Source organism: Pantanalinema rosaneae CENA516, from assembly GCF_050753385.1.
GTDB lineage: Bacteria > Cyanobacteriota > Cyanobacteriia > Leptolyngbyales > Leptolyngbyaceae > Pantanalinema > Pantanalinema rosaneae.
The window spans coordinates 67107-81904 of sequence record NZ_JBLZFZ010000018.1 but is presented as its reverse complement, the minus strand read 5'-3'; the positions used below and the strand labels follow the sequence as shown (position 1 = coordinate 81904).

Sequence of the window (14798 nt, the reverse complement as noted above, 5' to 3'; positions counted from 1 at the left end):
TGCAGATAAATCAACTAAGGCTGAGTCAACCATCATACCCTGGAAGCGGTACAGCCAAAGCGATACTGAAGCGATCGCTGGGTGGCAGCATCAGGGCATGTTGGATCTATACGTTCCTGCGATCGCGACAGCAACGGTCGATCGCGTGACTGCACCGATGGCAGCGGCGATTGCCTATACCGAGTCAGCCACGGGGTTAAGTGATGGGTATCAACCTCACCTGTGATTAGGATCACTTTAGCTAGTAATAAAAATCACCCTAATTCTATTTAATCTTTTTAGATATAAAAAGCTAGATTTAATTAATTATTAGATCAGTCTATAAACTTTTGAAGATCGCTTACATCAGGCATTTTAGAGATTGATAAAGTCAAAACTTAAATAAAATATCCCGTTTTTAAACTGTCCATGAAGTATGAGTGTTCTACGTGTAATCCCTCAGGTGTCCGTGAATAATGTCTACTAAGCTACAAATATAAGGAATTCACCCGGAGTTACTGATGAAACGCGCTCTTTCTGCTTCCCTGCCTCTTTCTGCTCTGGCTGCTGGTGTTGCGCTCACCGCGTCTTTAGCTATGGCAAAACCGGCTGAAGCATTCACCATCTCTTTCAATCCGCAATTTGGCAGCACAGAAAACACCGGAGCGACGGCAGATCTCAATTTCAATTTCGTTCAAGAGGCTAACAATTTAGTCCGTCTAAACCTCAATTTGACGAATACCACCAACGGAACCGTTGGACTGGGTGCAACCAGCGCTACCTTAGTGGGCTTTGCCTTTGATGTGGTTTCTGGCGTTACCTTTAACAGCTTTAGCGCTGGCAGCAGCAACTTCACTAAGTCTTGGCAAAATGTTGCTCTACAGCCCTTCGGTACTTTTGATCTTGGTGTTAGCACTCCTCGAAACTCTTTTGCTGGTGGTAACGCCAACAATGGACTCACCGCAGGTCAAACCACAATGGTCAGCTTCTTGTTGAACAGCAGTCTCAGTGCTGCCCAGGTTGAGAGTGACTTCTTGGCTGGTTTCACCAATGGCACCCTTGGAGCAGTGGCTCGCTTCCAACAAGTGAATGCGGGTGGCGGCAGTGATAAGGTTTTAGGTGGCGTGACCAGCAATAGTGAAGCCGTTCCCGAACCCGCAACCATCCTGGGTGCGATCGCGGCGGGTGGCGCCCTGTTTGGTGGTAAGAAGCTGAAGGACAAGGCGAAAGCTTAATCGGCAGCTTGGCTCTGCCAGTTCACCATTCTCTTAAACCGTAAGTTAATCGCTCCGGCGCTGATGATCTGGCTTATCTCAAACATTCAGTCATCAGCGCCATTTTCATGATTACTTACCTTTACGGCTGGGAGAATCCAATTAACTTCTGGAACCAGTCATGCCCTGGAGTAATTGTGGCAGATACCAAATTTGTTGATCGGTTGCCACCTCGCCATCCTTCAAAAAGGTAGACCCATCTTGAAAGGCGATCGGTCCTTTGAACAGATTAACACTGCCATCGCCCAACCCTTTGATGAAGGTATCAATATACTGCTGGTTGTCACCCATCGCTTTACCGGGCAGAAAGCCGATCATCGAGCTATCAGAATTAATATCCTTCCAGTCGGGCCCCAGCCAAATAAATTGATTGGGGGTCTTGCCAGCGATCGTTTGTTGCACCAAATCACCGTAGGGTAGCGCCCAGTTATAGAACGGTACTCCCAGACAAATATCCGGAGCCAGATCACACCCGGTTTTCAGATCATAGTGAACAAACTTAACGGGTTTACCCGCCGCCGCCGCCTTCTTCCCTTGCACCGCCACCTCTGGCGTATCAATGCCGCTCATCACCACGTCATAACCACCGTTGTAAAAATCATCGGCAACTTTGGTGGGATCCAGTGTTTTACCCGGAATATTAAACCAGAAGCCAATCCAGGTGACTTTGAAGTCTAAACTCTGGGCGGGTTTCTGGCGATAGGTTTCCCAACAGTATTTCGCTCCCAGGTAAGCGGAGGAAACATAACGGCGCGTTTCATCATTAATCAAAGGACCCAGATAGCCAATTTTTCCGGTTTCCGACCCCAACGCCGCCGCACATCCGGCAATCATCTTGCCATACTCCATCCGCCCCATGACATTACTTAAATTGGGCTGGTTTTTGTAGTTTTTACCCTCTTTCCAGGCATAGTCTCCTGAAGCATGGACGATCGCCACATCGGGATGTTTCTTGGCGGTTTCCAGGGCATCATCCTTAAAGTCATCGGAGTTAAAAATAATCAGTTTTGCCCCTTTGGCAATTAATTCATCTGCCACCTGTACACCAGTGACATTCGGACGATCGGCAGGGTTCACCTTATCGGCATATTCCAGTTTGGTTCCTGGGATTTGCTGCGTCACGGCAGTAATCCCCTCATAATGGGCTTGATTCCAACCCGCATCATTCTTGGGGCCTACCAAAATCATCCCGATCGTCAGGGCATTCCCATTGGATGTCGTTGGGGATTGGGTTGGCGATGGAGCGTTCGTAGCGGTCGGACTACAGGCTGCCAGGATTAGCCCTAGTACGACGATCGGCGACCAGCGATGACAACAGGCGGACAATAAACTCCAACAACGGCGATTTAACACTTTTTCTCCATTCACTCCCTTTACACCTGACTTTAACCTACGGCGATCGCGGAACAACGAACTGTATCACGCCTGACGGTCGGGATAAGACAAAATAGAGGTAGATGGAGGATCGGAACAACAGGTATCATTGCCAACTGCAAGGGGAGTTTGGCAAGAGTACGCTTTTGCAGTTGGGGTTAACCTGTTCCCCAGATCAATTCAACCACTCCTGAACCAGTGATCTTCCGTAGGGATGTTAGACCATGCTTGAATCCTATCGTCAACACGTTGCTGAACGCGCGGCTCTGGGAATTCCGCCGTTACCCTTAACCGCCCAACAAATGTCGGAGTTGGGAGAGTTACTTAAGGCTCCACCCACGGGAGAAGAAGCATTTTTAGTGGAGTTATTACGCGATCGCGTTCCCCCTGGAGTGGATCAAGCGGCGTATGTCAAAGCGGGATTTTTAACCGCGATCGCCAAAGGGGAAGTCACCAGTCCCCTTGTCTCGCCAAAATACGCTGTAGAACTGCTCGGTACGATGATGGGCGGCTACAATGTGCAATCTTTGATCGATCTGTTGCACTCGCCGGATGCCGAGATTGCCGCTACAGCCGTTGCCGCATTGAGTAAAACCTTGCTGGTGTACGATGCCTTTCATGATGTGCTGGAATTGGCAGAACAGGGCAATGCCTCTGCCAAGCAAGTATTGGAGTCCTGGGCAAATGCCGACTGGTTTACCAGCCGTCCAGAACTACCGGAATCGATTACGGTCACTGTCTTCAAGGTTCCCGGTGAAACCAATACGGATGATTTGTCTCCTGCTCCCCACGCCACCACTCGCCCCGATATTCCGCTTCATGCCACGGTGATGCTGGAAAGTCGGATGCCGGGAGGACTGCAAACGATCGCGGAACTGAAACAAACAGGGCATCCAGTTGCCTATGTCGGTGATGTGGTGGGCACAGGTTCTTCCCGCAAGTCAGCGATTAACTCGGTGTTATGGCATATCGGACAAGACATTCCCTGTGTGCCCAATAAGCGATCGGGCGGCTATATTCTCGGTGGCAAAATCGCGCCCATTTTCTTCAATACGGCGGAGGATTCGGGAGCGCTCCCGATCGAATGTGATGTTTCCCGCCTGGAAACCGGGGATGTAATTACCATCTATCCCTACAAAGGCGAGATCACGAATGAAGCGGGCGACGTGATTTCCACCTTCAAACTCAAGCCCGATACCATTTTGGATGAAGTCCGGGCGGGTGGACGCATTCCCCTCCTGATTGGACGCACGTTGACGGACAAAACTCGGACGGCAATGGGATTAGGCGTTAGCCCGATCTTTACCCGTCCCCAAATGCCCGACGATACTGGAAAAGGCTTTACCCTGGCACAAAAAATGGTGGGGCAAGCCTGCGGTTTACCCGGAATTCGTCCCGGTACATACTGTGAACCAGTGATGACGACCGTGGGTTCCCAGGATACGACTGGTCCCATGACCCGCGACGAATTGAAAGAACTGGCGTGTCTGGGGTTTGGAGCCGATTTGGTGATGCAAAGCTTCTGTCATACAGCCGCGTACCCCAAACCCGTAGACATCGGTACACATAAAGAACTACCCGACTTCATCACCTCTCGCGGTGGGGTGTCGTTGCGACCGGGGGATGGCATCATTCACTCCTGGCTCAACCGCATGTTGTTGCCCGATACCGTTGGCACAGGCGGAGACTCCCATACCCGCTTCCCCCTGGGAATTTCCTTCCCGGCTGGGTCGGGGTTAGTTGCCTTTGCGGCAGCTTTGGGGGTAATGCCGTTGGATATGCCGGAGTCAGTCCTAGTTCGGTTCAAAGGCAAATTGCAACCGGGAGTGACCCTGCGGGATGTCGTGAATGCCATCCCCTATGTGGCGATGCAGCAAGGCAAACTGACGATCGAGAAGCAAAATAAACAGAATGTCTTCTCTGGGCGAATCATGGAAATGGAAGGGTTGCCTGATCTGAAACTTGAACAAGCCTTTGAACTCACGGATGCCACAGCGGAACGTTCCTGTGCTGGTTCCACGATCAAACTTAGTCCCGAAACAGTAGCAGAATACCTGCGATCGAACGTGGCTCTGCTGAAAAATATGGTGGCACGCGGGTATGGCGATGCGCGGACTATTCTGCGGCGGGTTGCCAAGATGGAACAGTGGTTAGCCAATCCTACCCTAATGTCCGGTGATGCTGACGCGGACTATGCCGATGTGATTGAAGTCGATCTTGATCAGGTGAAGGAACCATTGGTCGCTGCACCGAACGATCCAGACAATATCAAACTAATGTCGGAATGTGCCGGTGATCCAATCCATGAAGTGTTCATCGGGTCTTGCATGACCAATATTGGACACTATCGCGCTGCCGCCAAAGTCTTGGAAGGGGCAGGTCCCGTTAAAGTCCGCCTGTGGATTTGCCCCCCCACTCGCATGGATGAAAAGCAACTGCGGGAAGAAGGCTACTATGGCATTTTTGCCGCCGCCGGAGCCAGAACCGAAATGCCGGGATGTTCCCTCTGTATGGGCAATCAGGCCCGAGTCGCTGATGGTGTGACCGTATTTTCCACCTCCACCCGTAACTTCAATAACCGGATGGGTAAGGATGCCAAAGTCTACCTCGGTTCAGCAGAACTGGCGGCGGTCTGTGCCCTCTTAGGTCGGATTCCCAGCGTCGAGGAGTACCTGGAAATCGTCACTAAGAAGATTGATCCCTTTGCGGGTGATCTATACCGCTACCTCAACTTCGACCAAATCGCTGGATTTACCGATGAAGGTCGCGTGCTACCCAAAGAGGAGGAGGCTAATCTGGCAGCAACTATCAGTTAGTTAAACTTATCCCTTAGCAGTAGGGGCGGCAAGCAGAGGATGAACTGCATCCGCCTCTACGATCGCCAACCTGGAAAAGACGAGCCAGTTACTTGCGTTCAGGATGGTTGACTTTCGTGAGACGGCAACTGCCCAGGCGATTAATAGCACCGATCATTTGATACAGCCGACCCAGATCGCGTTGGTTAAATTGCATGACTAACCGAGAGAGTCCAACCGTCATATCCTGGGCTTCCTGGGGCAGGGCATGACTTTTTTCGATCCGCCCTTTCACGAGAACATCGCTAAAGTTCTGATTCAGAAATTCCACATCCTCATCCGAGAGTTCGCAGTTGAGCCGAAGCACTAAGCGATTGCCAACATAACGGCAGGAATGAAACACACTGTAAAACGTCGCGATCGCCTCACACGCCACATCAATGCGATCGGTAATCGTATATAAACTAGAGTCGTCTGGGCTAATTAAGCCGCGCTTCATCAGTTGCTTGTGAATGTAATCGTTCCAGTCATGCCAGTAATTGCCACCGGGTTTGTCGATTAACACCAGGGGCATGGGGGATGATTTCCCGGTTTGGCTTAAAGTAATACATTCAAAAGCCTCATCCTGGGTGCCAAAGCCACCCGGAAATAGCGCTAACGCATCACTTTCTCGCAGGAAAAATAGTTTGCGGGTGAAGAAATATTTGAACGGAATCAACTTGCGATCGCCTTCGATAAAGGGGTTGGCTCCTTGTTCAAAGGGCAGTTGGATGTTCAGCCCAAAGGATTTATCGGCTCCTGCTCCCTCATTTCCGGCTTGCATAATGCCGCCCCCTGCTCCCGTGATTACCATAAAGCCGAGTTCGGTAATCTGGCGGGCAAACTCAACCGCCATTTGATATTCTTCCGTGTCGGGGGCAACGCGAGCCGAACCAAAGATCGCGATTTTGCGAATATGGCGGTAATGGTAAAAGGTCTTGAATGCCCGTTCCATATCCTGCAATGAGGCATTCAAAATTTTCCAGTCCAGGCGATCGATCTCACAGTCCGCCATTTGCACCAGTGTAGATAGAGCTAACTGAATCAGCTCTCCATGTTTGGTATGAGGTAGGCGATCGAGCAACTTCATCACGTCCGCATGGAGTGACTCAGAAGTGTCAAACGACGGAGATGAAGTCATGCATTCCTCCAGACTGGCAGCATCCTATTGTATCGAGATTCCGGGTACACAAACGCTGAGCGCTGTTACCAAGCGACGAAAAAACGCCTCGATCGTTATCCGAGGCGTCTGGAAACTGAACTAATTTAGCGAAAGGACTCAATCAAAGCCTGTAAGCTGCGTCATCCATGAGTATGAGGACGGCAACCTAAAACCAGACAGACTCTTAAAGTAGGCTTATTATGGTTCAGATCCAGAAGGCATGAGATTAGAGGTATTTTTCCAGAGTGCTGGACAGGGTGGTTTTGGGCACTGCACCCACCACCATATCCACCCGCTGTCCGCCCTTGAAGATCATCAGGGTCGGAATACTACGGATGCCATATTGGCTAGCAACGGTAGGATTCTCGTCAGTATTGACTTTGACAACCTTGACTTGCCCTTCGTATTGAGACGCAATTTCATCGACGATCGGCGCTACCATGCGGCAGGGACCACACCAGGGTGCCCAAAAATCTACAAGAACGGGAACCTCGCTCTCAAGGACTTCTTGTTTAAAGGTGGCATCTGTAACTTGCGCGGCTGCTGACATGCTCGGAATCCTTGCCTATACTGTTTTACAAGATTCTACCATAGCGATAACAATGCTCCTGGGGGCTACTCCTACACATATAGACACAATTCACTCCTGAGAGTCGGATCGAAAACCCTGTGCGTTCCTGCCATATTTATGATTAACTGGGGGCAGTTCGCGATCGGGGTAAATTTCCTTTAAAAAGGAACCGCCCGAACCAAAGTTCAGGCGGAGTGTGGTGTGAGGAGTGAACGGAAACATGCGTCTCCGCTTCTTTTATTGTAGACGACCGATCAAGGTTTTCCAGTCAATCTTACAAAGCCTGAAAAAGTCTTAAGAATTTTATCCACAAGTCTCGTAACCTTCATCGAGATAATTCTATACACAGTCAGACAAATTTTATTGAGAGGAATAAGAGCAAAAAATTGATCCTGTTCCTGTGAGGTTGCATCACTGTCAGTCCTGACCATCCGGGCATATTGTTACCTCGACAACGATCGTCAGGGACTAATTCTTTTGCCGCAACTCAATTCCCACCCAACGTTCAAACAACCGCCCATCTAACTGAAAAAATCACGCAATTTTCGTTTAGGAAGGCATTAGAGGCATTTTTACTCTCAAAATCATTTATTTTCACCGTAGTGAATTTTTACCCAACAATCTGGTGAGACTCTAACGTTTCAAATCGATGATGATGCCGTGATTACCCTAGTATTTGGGCTGAAAATAGCCTAAATTACCGCGATCGCGTTTATACTGCTTTGCCACAGCTTCTTTCCCGATCTCCAAGAGAAAGTCGCGAAAGCTGAGGACAGTAAGAGAATTTTTGAGCATGTGGAAGTTTCGTCGATCGCAGGTCTGGATCCTCTGGGTGATGATCTTTACCACCACGTTGCTGATGGTGGTGTGTTCTAAGGTAGATGTATCTGTTTCCGCACCTGCCAAACTTAAGGATGTGCAGGGACACTGGGCACAAAATTGTATCGAATCCCTGGCACAGCAGCGGATAATTAATGGCTATCCCGATGGCAGCTTTCGTCCCAACGCTCCGGTGACTCGGGCAGAGTTTGCCGTCATGGTAGATAGTGCCTTTTCCACCATGGGTCGCATCCGTTCTCCAATCCAATTTCAGGATGTGCCGACGAATCATTGGGCTACAAAAGCGATTCAATATACTTATCAGTCTGGCTTTTTAACGGGTTATCCCGGTGGCAAGTTTAATCCCTCGGAACAAATTGTGCGGGTGCAGGCGATCGGGGCTTTAGCCGGTGGGTTGCGTCAGGTTGCGAATCAGCCAGCCTCCCAGAATTTGAGTGCCGTATTCAGTGATGCTCAAAGTATTCCAGCCTATGCCAGGACAGCGATTGCGGCGGCTTTAGAAAATCGCTTAATTGTCAATTATCCCGATGTCAAGAAACTAAATCCCAATCAGGCAGCTACTCGGGGGGAAATTGCCGCATTGTTCTGTCGAGCGCTCCCCAGTACCGCCGCCCTGGTTCCCAATCAGTATATTGCCAGTAATGGCGCAACCAATAGCTTACCGCCGATCGTTAGACCACCAAGTCCTACTCCAGCAGCGACCCCTCCCCCTGCGACCGTGGTTTTGCCTATCAGTGATACGACAGTCCCACCTGTCCCCGTGATGCCGACTCGGGAAATTCGGGGAGTATGGATCACGAATGTCGATAGCGATGTCTTGTTCGATCGCAATCGTTTAAGCCATGCCATTCAAGATTTAGCGAAGCTGAACTTTAATACTCTTTATCCAGCCGTCTGGAACTGGGGCTATACTCTATATCCCAGTGCCGTTGCCCAGCGCACAATGGGAGTTGCCTATGATCCACGCCCTGAGGCGATCGGGTTGCAAGGACGGGATATCTTAGCTGAGATGGTGCAGCAGGGGCACCAACGTGGGTTAGCGGTAATTCCCTGGTTTGAGTTTGGCTTCATGGCTCCAGAGGACTCCGAACTCGCCCGACTGCATCCTGATTGGTTAACCAGTCGGCAGGATAATAGCCAGGTCTGGATGGAAGGCATTCATCCTCGGGTGTGGCTGAATCCGTTTAAGCCAGAAGTGCAGCAGTTTATCCTTGACCTGGTGCTGGAAGTAGTCAACAAGTATGACATTGATGGCATCCAGTTGGACGATCACTTCGGGCTACCCTATGACTTTGGCTATGATGCCTACACCATGCAACTCTATACCCAGGAAAATCCCGGCAAAACGCCCCCGATCGATCCGCGTGATCCCGACTGGGTCAAATGGCGAGCCAATAAGATCACAGAATTTACCCGGCGATTATTTCAATCGATCAAAGCTCGCAAACGGCAGGTAATTTTCTCGTTATCCCCGAATGCCTATCCCTATGCCTACGACCATTCATTACAGGATTGGCCCACCTGGCAACAACAAGGATTAATTGAGGAATTACTTGTCCAAATCTATCGCGACAGTTTACCGTCCTTTATCGCGGAGTTACAGCGTCCGTCCCTTCAGGATGCCCGTCGGCGGATTCCGACCGGAGTAGGAATTTTGACGGGTCTGAAAGATAAACCTGTCCCAGTGCAACGGGTGCAAGAGCAAGCACAGGCAGTACGCCAACAGGGATTTGAAGGGATTTCATTCTTTTTCTATGAAACCCTGTGGAGCCGGACTGGAGAGCGAGAGAGCGATCGCAAAGCCGCCTTTAAATCGCTGTTCTCGCCCCCCTTGCCGCGCCCAAACCTTATGGCGAATTGGAGTCCGCCCGTTTAGTCGTTTCCCTAAGCGATCACCCGAAAATCGGACGCTTGTAGAGGTGTGGTGGATGAGTTAACCGACAGCGTGGCAAACCGTCCACCCGACCCAAACCCACAACAACTGCCATTCTGGTTATAGAACAGATCCCCCGTTGCCTGGTTAAAGACAATCCGGGCAACGCTGGCAGCCGCTAAACTCGCGCCGTCACAGGCAGAATTGATCACCGCAAAATCATCGGCAGTCAACGAATCACCCACCAGGCTGGACAACGCCGTAAAGGTGGTTCGACTCAGGACGATCGCATCCCCCTGAGTACGATCGAAGTCCACGATGGTATCAACTCCCAGGCTGCAAGGGTTGAATGCTGCGCCAGAGTCAAAGACAAAGCGATCGGCTCCTAGACCACCAATCAACGTATCCCATCCGGCTCCACCATTCAGCCAATCATTACCACCCCGACCGTCCAGCCAATCATTGCCACCTCTGCCTTCAATCCGGTTGCCTGTGTTAGTGCCAATCAAGCGATCGCAGCAGTCTGTTCCAATCAGGTTGAGCGGATCAATGGTGATAGTTACTGTTGCCTGAGCCATGCCCCCTTGCCCATCACTAATTTGATAGGTGAAGCTATCGGTTCCGGCAAAATCTAAACTGGCTTGATAGGTGAATGTGCCATCCTGATTGCGAACTAATGTGCCAACCTGGGGATTGGTAAAACCGTCGATCGTCAGTGGATCACCATCGGGATCAGAGTCATTGTCCAGCACTGCGATCGTCACGGCTTGCCCCTCCGTTACCCTTGCCTGATCATCGAGGGCGATCGGGAGATTATTCACCACTACAGGGAGATCATCATTCAGAATTGTGCCAAGACCTTGAGGAACTGCGATCGTCGCGCCAGCCGCATTACTCAGATTGACGAAGAAGGTTTCATCGGTTTCAACGTCTAAATCTCCCTGAACGTTGACCGTAATCGTTTGGCTGGTTTGCCCCGGAGCAAAGGTTAGGGTTGTTAAAGGAATAGCCGTGTAATCACTCGATGCGGTAGCAGAACCATCGATCGTTGCGTAGTCTACCGTGACGACTGAACTACTGGCAGTTGATAAGCTAACCGTAAAGGTAAATGCTGTGAGGTCATTGTTTCCTTCACTGAGGCTGACATTATCGATACTGATAGTCGGTAATGGCGGCGGGGGAGAATCAACGTCATTGTCCGCAATAGCGACGGTTGCCGTAGTAGCTGTACTCAGGGTATAAGAAGCACTACTGGTCAGCGTCAGATTAACCGTTTCATCGCCTTCCACGTCCAGATCATCAATGGGAGTAATGATGACATTGACCGATGACTGTCCGGCAGGAATGGTGACGGTTTCGGTGATTGCCGTGTAATCTGTGCCATTGGTTGCGGTTCCACCTACCGTGTAGCTAACGGTCAACGCTTGACTGGTATCCCCGGTACGAGTGATAGTATACACTCCTGGATCGGTTCCAGCTTCTGCTGCCGTCGGATCGGTGGCTGCGATGCTAACCGTGGGTAATGGTGGCGGGGGGACATCAACGTCATTGTCTGCAATAGTCACGGTTGCCGTAGTAGCTGTACTCAGGGTATAAGAAGCACTACTGGTCAGCGTTAGATTAACCGTTTCATCGCCTTCCACGTCCAGATCATCAATGGGAGTAATGATGACATTGACCGATGACTGTCCGGCAGGAATGGTGACGGTTTCGGTGATTGCCGTGTAATCTGTGCCATTGGTTGCGGTTCCACCTACCGTGTAGCTAACGGTCAACGCTTGACTGGTATCCCCGGTACGAGTGATAGTATACACTCCTGGATCGGTTCCAGCTTCTGCTGCCGTCGGATCGGTGGCTGCGATGCTAACCGTGGGTAATGGTGGCGGGGGAAAGTCGTTGTCTACAATCGTGAGACTTGCAGCAGCTACACCCAGGGTATACGCGGTACTACTGGTTAGTGTCAGATTAACCGTTTCGTCGCCTTCCACCTCTAGATCATCAATGGGCGTAATCGTGATAGTGACCGACGATTGTCCCGCAGGAATTGTCGCAGTTCCCGTCAGAGTAGGCGTGTAATCACTTCCATTTATCGCCGCCGTTCCACCGACGATGTAGCTCACAATCAAGGCATCAGTAGTATCCCCGGTGCGAGTGATGGTAAAGGTTCCGGGATTGTTACCCGCTTCTGAGACATCACCATCGCTGACACTCACACTGACGATCGGCAACGTCGGCGCAAAATCATCATTCACGATCGTGGTTGAGATCGGGCTACCGACGATCGCAGCGAGATTGGCTGGATCTGCAATAGTCAGCAGAATTGTTTCATCGTTCTCAATTTGGGTGTCACCCTGGATCGCGAGAGTAATGACAGCACTGGTGGCTCCAGCCGCAAACTGAATCGTGTTGCCAGAAACAGAAACTCCCGAGCCTGTAATGCCAACTAGCGTGTAATCTGTTCCTAACGTCGCTGAACCCGCCAGGTCAAAATTGAGAGTGCTGGCTTGGGTCGTGACTCCAAGGCGATTAATCACAAACGTTCGCAGCGTACTCCCACTGTTACCCTCCAGCACAGTTAGGGAGTCGGAAGCCGTCAGGGTATAGACCAACTCATCGTTGACGATCGTGCCTACCGCCACATTTGCAGTAGGATTAATCAGCGCATTAGTAGCAGAGTTTAAGCTAACGGTGAAGGTTTCAGTGGGTTCTAATTGCGTATCACCATTCACCAGCACCGTAACCGTCTGGGTCAGTGGTCCACCTGGTAAAAACGTCAGAGTCCCGTCATTGTCCTGGTAGTCATTATCTAATAGGGTAGCCGTCCCATCATTAGTGCTGTAGTTGACGGTAACGGGTTGCGTTGGTGAGGTAGACAGAGCCACAGTGAAAGTAAATGCTGTCGTTCCACTATTGCCCTCGGGCAAAGAAATCCCTGGAGTCGGAAGAATTGATACAGTTGGTGGAGCCGCATCGTCGTTGAGGATGCCTCCCAGACCAGTACTACGCCCGATCGTGTCACCGATCGGATTACTTAAAATCACATTGAAATATTCGTCTGGTTCAAAGGTGGTATCACCATTGACTAACACTGTAATGGTTTTACTCGTTTCTCCTGGCAAGAAATTGAGTGTGCCACTCGTCGCCACAAAATCTACACCGGGTGTGGCAGGGTTAGACGCTGCCAGGGCAGTTGTGTAATCAACACTGGCAGATCCAGTAGGATTCGTCCGTGTGACTGTAAAGGTGAAGGCGGTAGTCCCACTATTACCTTCACCGTTAAACACATCATTAATAAAAAATGCCATAGATAGCTCCGAGTCAGGGGTGAAGTGTGAGTGTCCAAAACTTAGCGGCTGGAACTTAGTGGCTGACCAAGCAAGCAGAAATCTGCGGTGGCTCTGGGATCAAACTCATCGTCATCCAGTGTCTACATCTCCCCAGTCACGTCCTGTCGGGATCGACCGATGCAGGGGATAAAGCTTTTTAGGTGATGCACAGAAATGTTGATTCTAAGCAGCTACCTGAGATAAAACTGACACCAGTAATTATTTTTATAAAGAGTTTGTTGCCAGAGTGAGGAATCTGGCAGGGCGACGATCGTCCTGGAGTACCTAAGGAGCAAGCGCTAATCCAGTGGCAATCAGGAACCCATTAAACAGGCTCCACGAATTACCAACTAAGTGTATACACGGAAACTGAATTATATATTTAACATGTGATAGCCAGGATGCTAGACAAATCCGAATTAGCTTTACTGAAATATTACTCAGTCAGGCTTGTCAAGCAAGTAGATTAAAGTTTCAGTAAATTTTATCAGTGATCTGATGAATAATATCTTAAGAGAGAAATCAGGTTCGTCGGATATTTAAACAACACCAATCCTGCCGTCGCCATAGGGTCGCTACAATCCAGCCGTTTTCTTCCAATGTGTCGGCAACGGGTTTCGCCTGTTCTAATAAAATGCCACTGAGAATGCCCCAGGTTTGCGGCTTGGTCAGGGCGGTCATTTGCGGAATTAAATCAATAATTACTTCCGCCAGAATATTACAGACGATCCCATCCACCGGACGATCGCTCATGGCAATTAAGCGATCGACACTCCCCTCTGCCACAATTAAGCGATCGGGCGCAACATCATTCAGCTCTCGGTTTTCTAACGCTGACTGCACCGCCAGTGGATCAGTATCGACGGCATAGACCTTTTGTGCCCCTAGAAGCAAAGCCCCGATGCCCAGAATGCCTGAACCACAGCCCACATCAGCAATAATCTGTTCTGAGGCATGGTCTCCGAGCCGCATTTCCAGGGCTTCCAGACAAAGTTGGGTAGTGGCGTGATCTCCCGTACCAAAGGCAACACCAGGTTCCAGTTTGATGATTAAGCGATCGGTCTGTTCCGGCAGCGGCAACCAGGCGGGATTAATTAAGAGGCGATCGCCAATCTCCTGTGGTTCCCAGTGTGCCTTCCAGCTACTTGACCAATCTTCCTCGTCAATCAAATCCCATTGAATGGCGGGAGCAGCCAAGCCAACACACAGGGCATCCTGACGCAGTAATAATCCCAATGCCGATAAATCCAGTAATTGTGCCTGTTGTTGGGGTAAGTAGGCACAGATCAGGCGGGAATAGCCGCTATTTTCACTGGACATGCCCCGGCAACCAAAATCCTCTAAGCGCCAGAAGATCGTTTCTTCCAGCATGGGGTCACACAAAATTTGAATTTCCCACCAGCTTGATGCCATAGCCCCGATCGCAATCCGTAATCACTAATTCATGCTCAGTTGTCAGAATAGGCGATTTTGGTCGGCTAACGAGCGATCGCCGCCGCAATATCTAAAATTTCGATCGCTTTCGTCATTGGAATGAACGTTCGCCTAAATGGCAAAGGGCGAAC

The 14798-nt window shown here is 50.2% G+C and carries 10 protein-coding genes; 4 read left to right on the top strand and 6 right to left on the bottom strand.

All coding sequences use genetic code 11. The features are described 5' to 3' along the window. The first annotated feature begins 97 nt into the window (after positions 1 to 97). Together ACN4EK_RS12855 and ACN4EK_RS12850 are read left to right on the top strand one after the other, a co-directional pair. Positions 98 to 226 (top strand): hypothetical protein, encoded by a 129-nt coding sequence (locus tag ACN4EK_RS12855; RefSeq protein ID WP_431658296.1) that lies wholly within the window; start codon positions 98 to 100, stop codon positions 224 to 226. 274 nt (positions 227 to 500) lie between these two features. Continuing rightward, positions 501 to 1214, top strand: coding sequence for a hypothetical protein (locus ACN4EK_RS12850; RefSeq protein ID WP_431658295.1), 714 nt, complete (start codon positions 501 to 503; stop codon positions 1212 to 1214). A gap of 141 nt (positions 1215 to 1355) precedes the next feature. Here the strand turns inward: ACN4EK_RS12850 and ACN4EK_RS12845 are convergent, their stop codons facing one another. After that, complete coding sequence (locus ACN4EK_RS12845) at positions 1356 to 2621, bottom strand: BMP family lipoprotein (RefSeq protein ID WP_431658294.1); 1266 nt, start codon at positions 2619 to 2621, stop codon at positions 1356 to 1358. 230 nt (positions 2622 to 2851) lie between these two features. Here ACN4EK_RS12845 and acnB point away from each other — a divergent pair, with 230 nt between their 5' ends. Next, positions 2852 to 5443, top strand: a complete 2592-nt coding sequence (gene acnB / locus ACN4EK_RS12840) for a bifunctional aconitate hydratase 2/2-methylisocitrate dehydratase (RefSeq protein ID WP_431658293.1) — start codon at positions 2852 to 2854, stop codon at positions 5441 to 5443. 88 nt (positions 5444 to 5531) lie between these two features. On the opposite strand, the gene ACN4EK_RS12835 is transcribed toward acnB, so the two are convergent. The 3 genes from ACN4EK_RS12835 to ACN4EK_RS12825 all read right to left on the bottom strand — a co-directional run bounded on the left by ACN4EK_RS12835 (position 5532) and on the right by ACN4EK_RS12825 (position 7989). Then, entirely contained in the window at positions 5532 to 6602 is a 1071-nt protein-coding gene (locus ACN4EK_RS12835; protein ID WP_431658292.1) for an LOG family protein, read from the bottom strand. A gap of 247 nt (positions 6603 to 6849) precedes the next feature. Further along, positions 6850 to 7173, bottom strand: coding sequence for a thioredoxin (trxA, locus tag ACN4EK_RS12830; protein WP_431658291.1), 324 nt, complete (start codon positions 7171 to 7173; stop codon positions 6850 to 6852). Between the two features lie 690 nt (positions 7174 to 7863). Continuing rightward, positions 7864 to 7989, bottom strand: a complete 126-nt coding sequence (locus ACN4EK_RS12825; protein ID WP_431658290.1) for a hypothetical protein — start codon at positions 7987 to 7989, stop codon at positions 7864 to 7866. Between ACN4EK_RS12825 and ACN4EK_RS12820 the strand changes: the two genes are divergently transcribed. After that, complete coding sequence (locus tag ACN4EK_RS12820; protein ID WP_431658289.1) at positions 7988 to 9910, top strand: glycoside hydrolase family 10 protein; 1923 nt, start codon at positions 7988 to 7990, stop codon at positions 9908 to 9910. The genes ACN4EK_RS12825 and ACN4EK_RS12820 overlap by 2 nt on opposite strands. Before the next feature lie 8 nt (positions 9911 to 9918). On the opposite strand, the gene ACN4EK_RS12815 is transcribed toward ACN4EK_RS12820, so the two are convergent. Then, the gene (locus tag ACN4EK_RS12815) at positions 9919 to 13212 is read right to left on the bottom strand and encodes a Calx-beta domain-containing protein (RefSeq protein ID WP_431658288.1); all 3294 of its coding nucleotides are present in this window, start codon (positions 13210 to 13212) and stop codon (positions 9919 to 9921) included. A gap of 543 nt (positions 13213 to 13755) precedes the next feature. Next, positions 13756 to 14646: a 50S ribosomal protein L11 methyltransferase gene (gene prmA, locus ACN4EK_RS12810; protein WP_431658287.1), complete on the bottom strand. Its 891-nt coding sequence runs from the start codon at positions 14644 to 14646 to the stop codon at positions 13756 to 13758. Positions 14647 to 14798 lie beyond the last annotated feature (152 nt).

Bases quoted from the DNA above. Each gene is read 5' to 3' on its own strand.
- trxA (WP_431658291.1), bottom strand. From the start codon at position 7,173: ATGTCAGCAGCCGCGCAAGTTACAGATGCCACCTTTAAACAAGAAGTC.
- ACN4EK_RS12850 (WP_431658295.1), top strand. From the start codon at position 501: ATGAAACGCGCTCTTTCTGCTTCCCTGCCTCTTTCTGCTCTGGCTGCT.
- ACN4EK_RS12815 (WP_431658288.1), bottom strand. From the start codon at position 13,212: ATGGCATTTTTTATTAATGATGTGTTTAACGGTGAAGGTAATAGTGGG.
- prmA (WP_431658287.1), bottom strand. From the start codon at position 14,646: ATGGCATCAAGCTGGTGGGAAATTCAAATTTTGTGTGACCCCATGCTG.
- acnB (WP_431658293.1), top strand. From the start codon at position 2,852: ATGCTTGAATCCTATCGTCAACACGTTGCTGAACGCGCGGCTCTGGGA.
- ACN4EK_RS12855 (WP_431658296.1), top strand. From the start codon at position 98: ATGTTGGATCTATACGTTCCTGCGATCGCGACAGCAACGGTCGATCGC.
- ACN4EK_RS12825 (WP_431658290.1), bottom strand. From the start codon at position 7,989: ATGCTCAAAAATTCTCTTACTGTCCTCAGCTTTCGCGACTTTCTCTTG.
- ACN4EK_RS12835 (WP_431658292.1), bottom strand. From the start codon at position 6,602: ATGACTTCATCTCCGTCGTTTGACACTTCTGAGTCACTCCATGCGGAC.
- ACN4EK_RS12820 (WP_431658289.1), top strand. From the start codon at position 7,988: ATGTGGAAGTTTCGTCGATCGCAGGTCTGGATCCTCTGGGTGATGATC.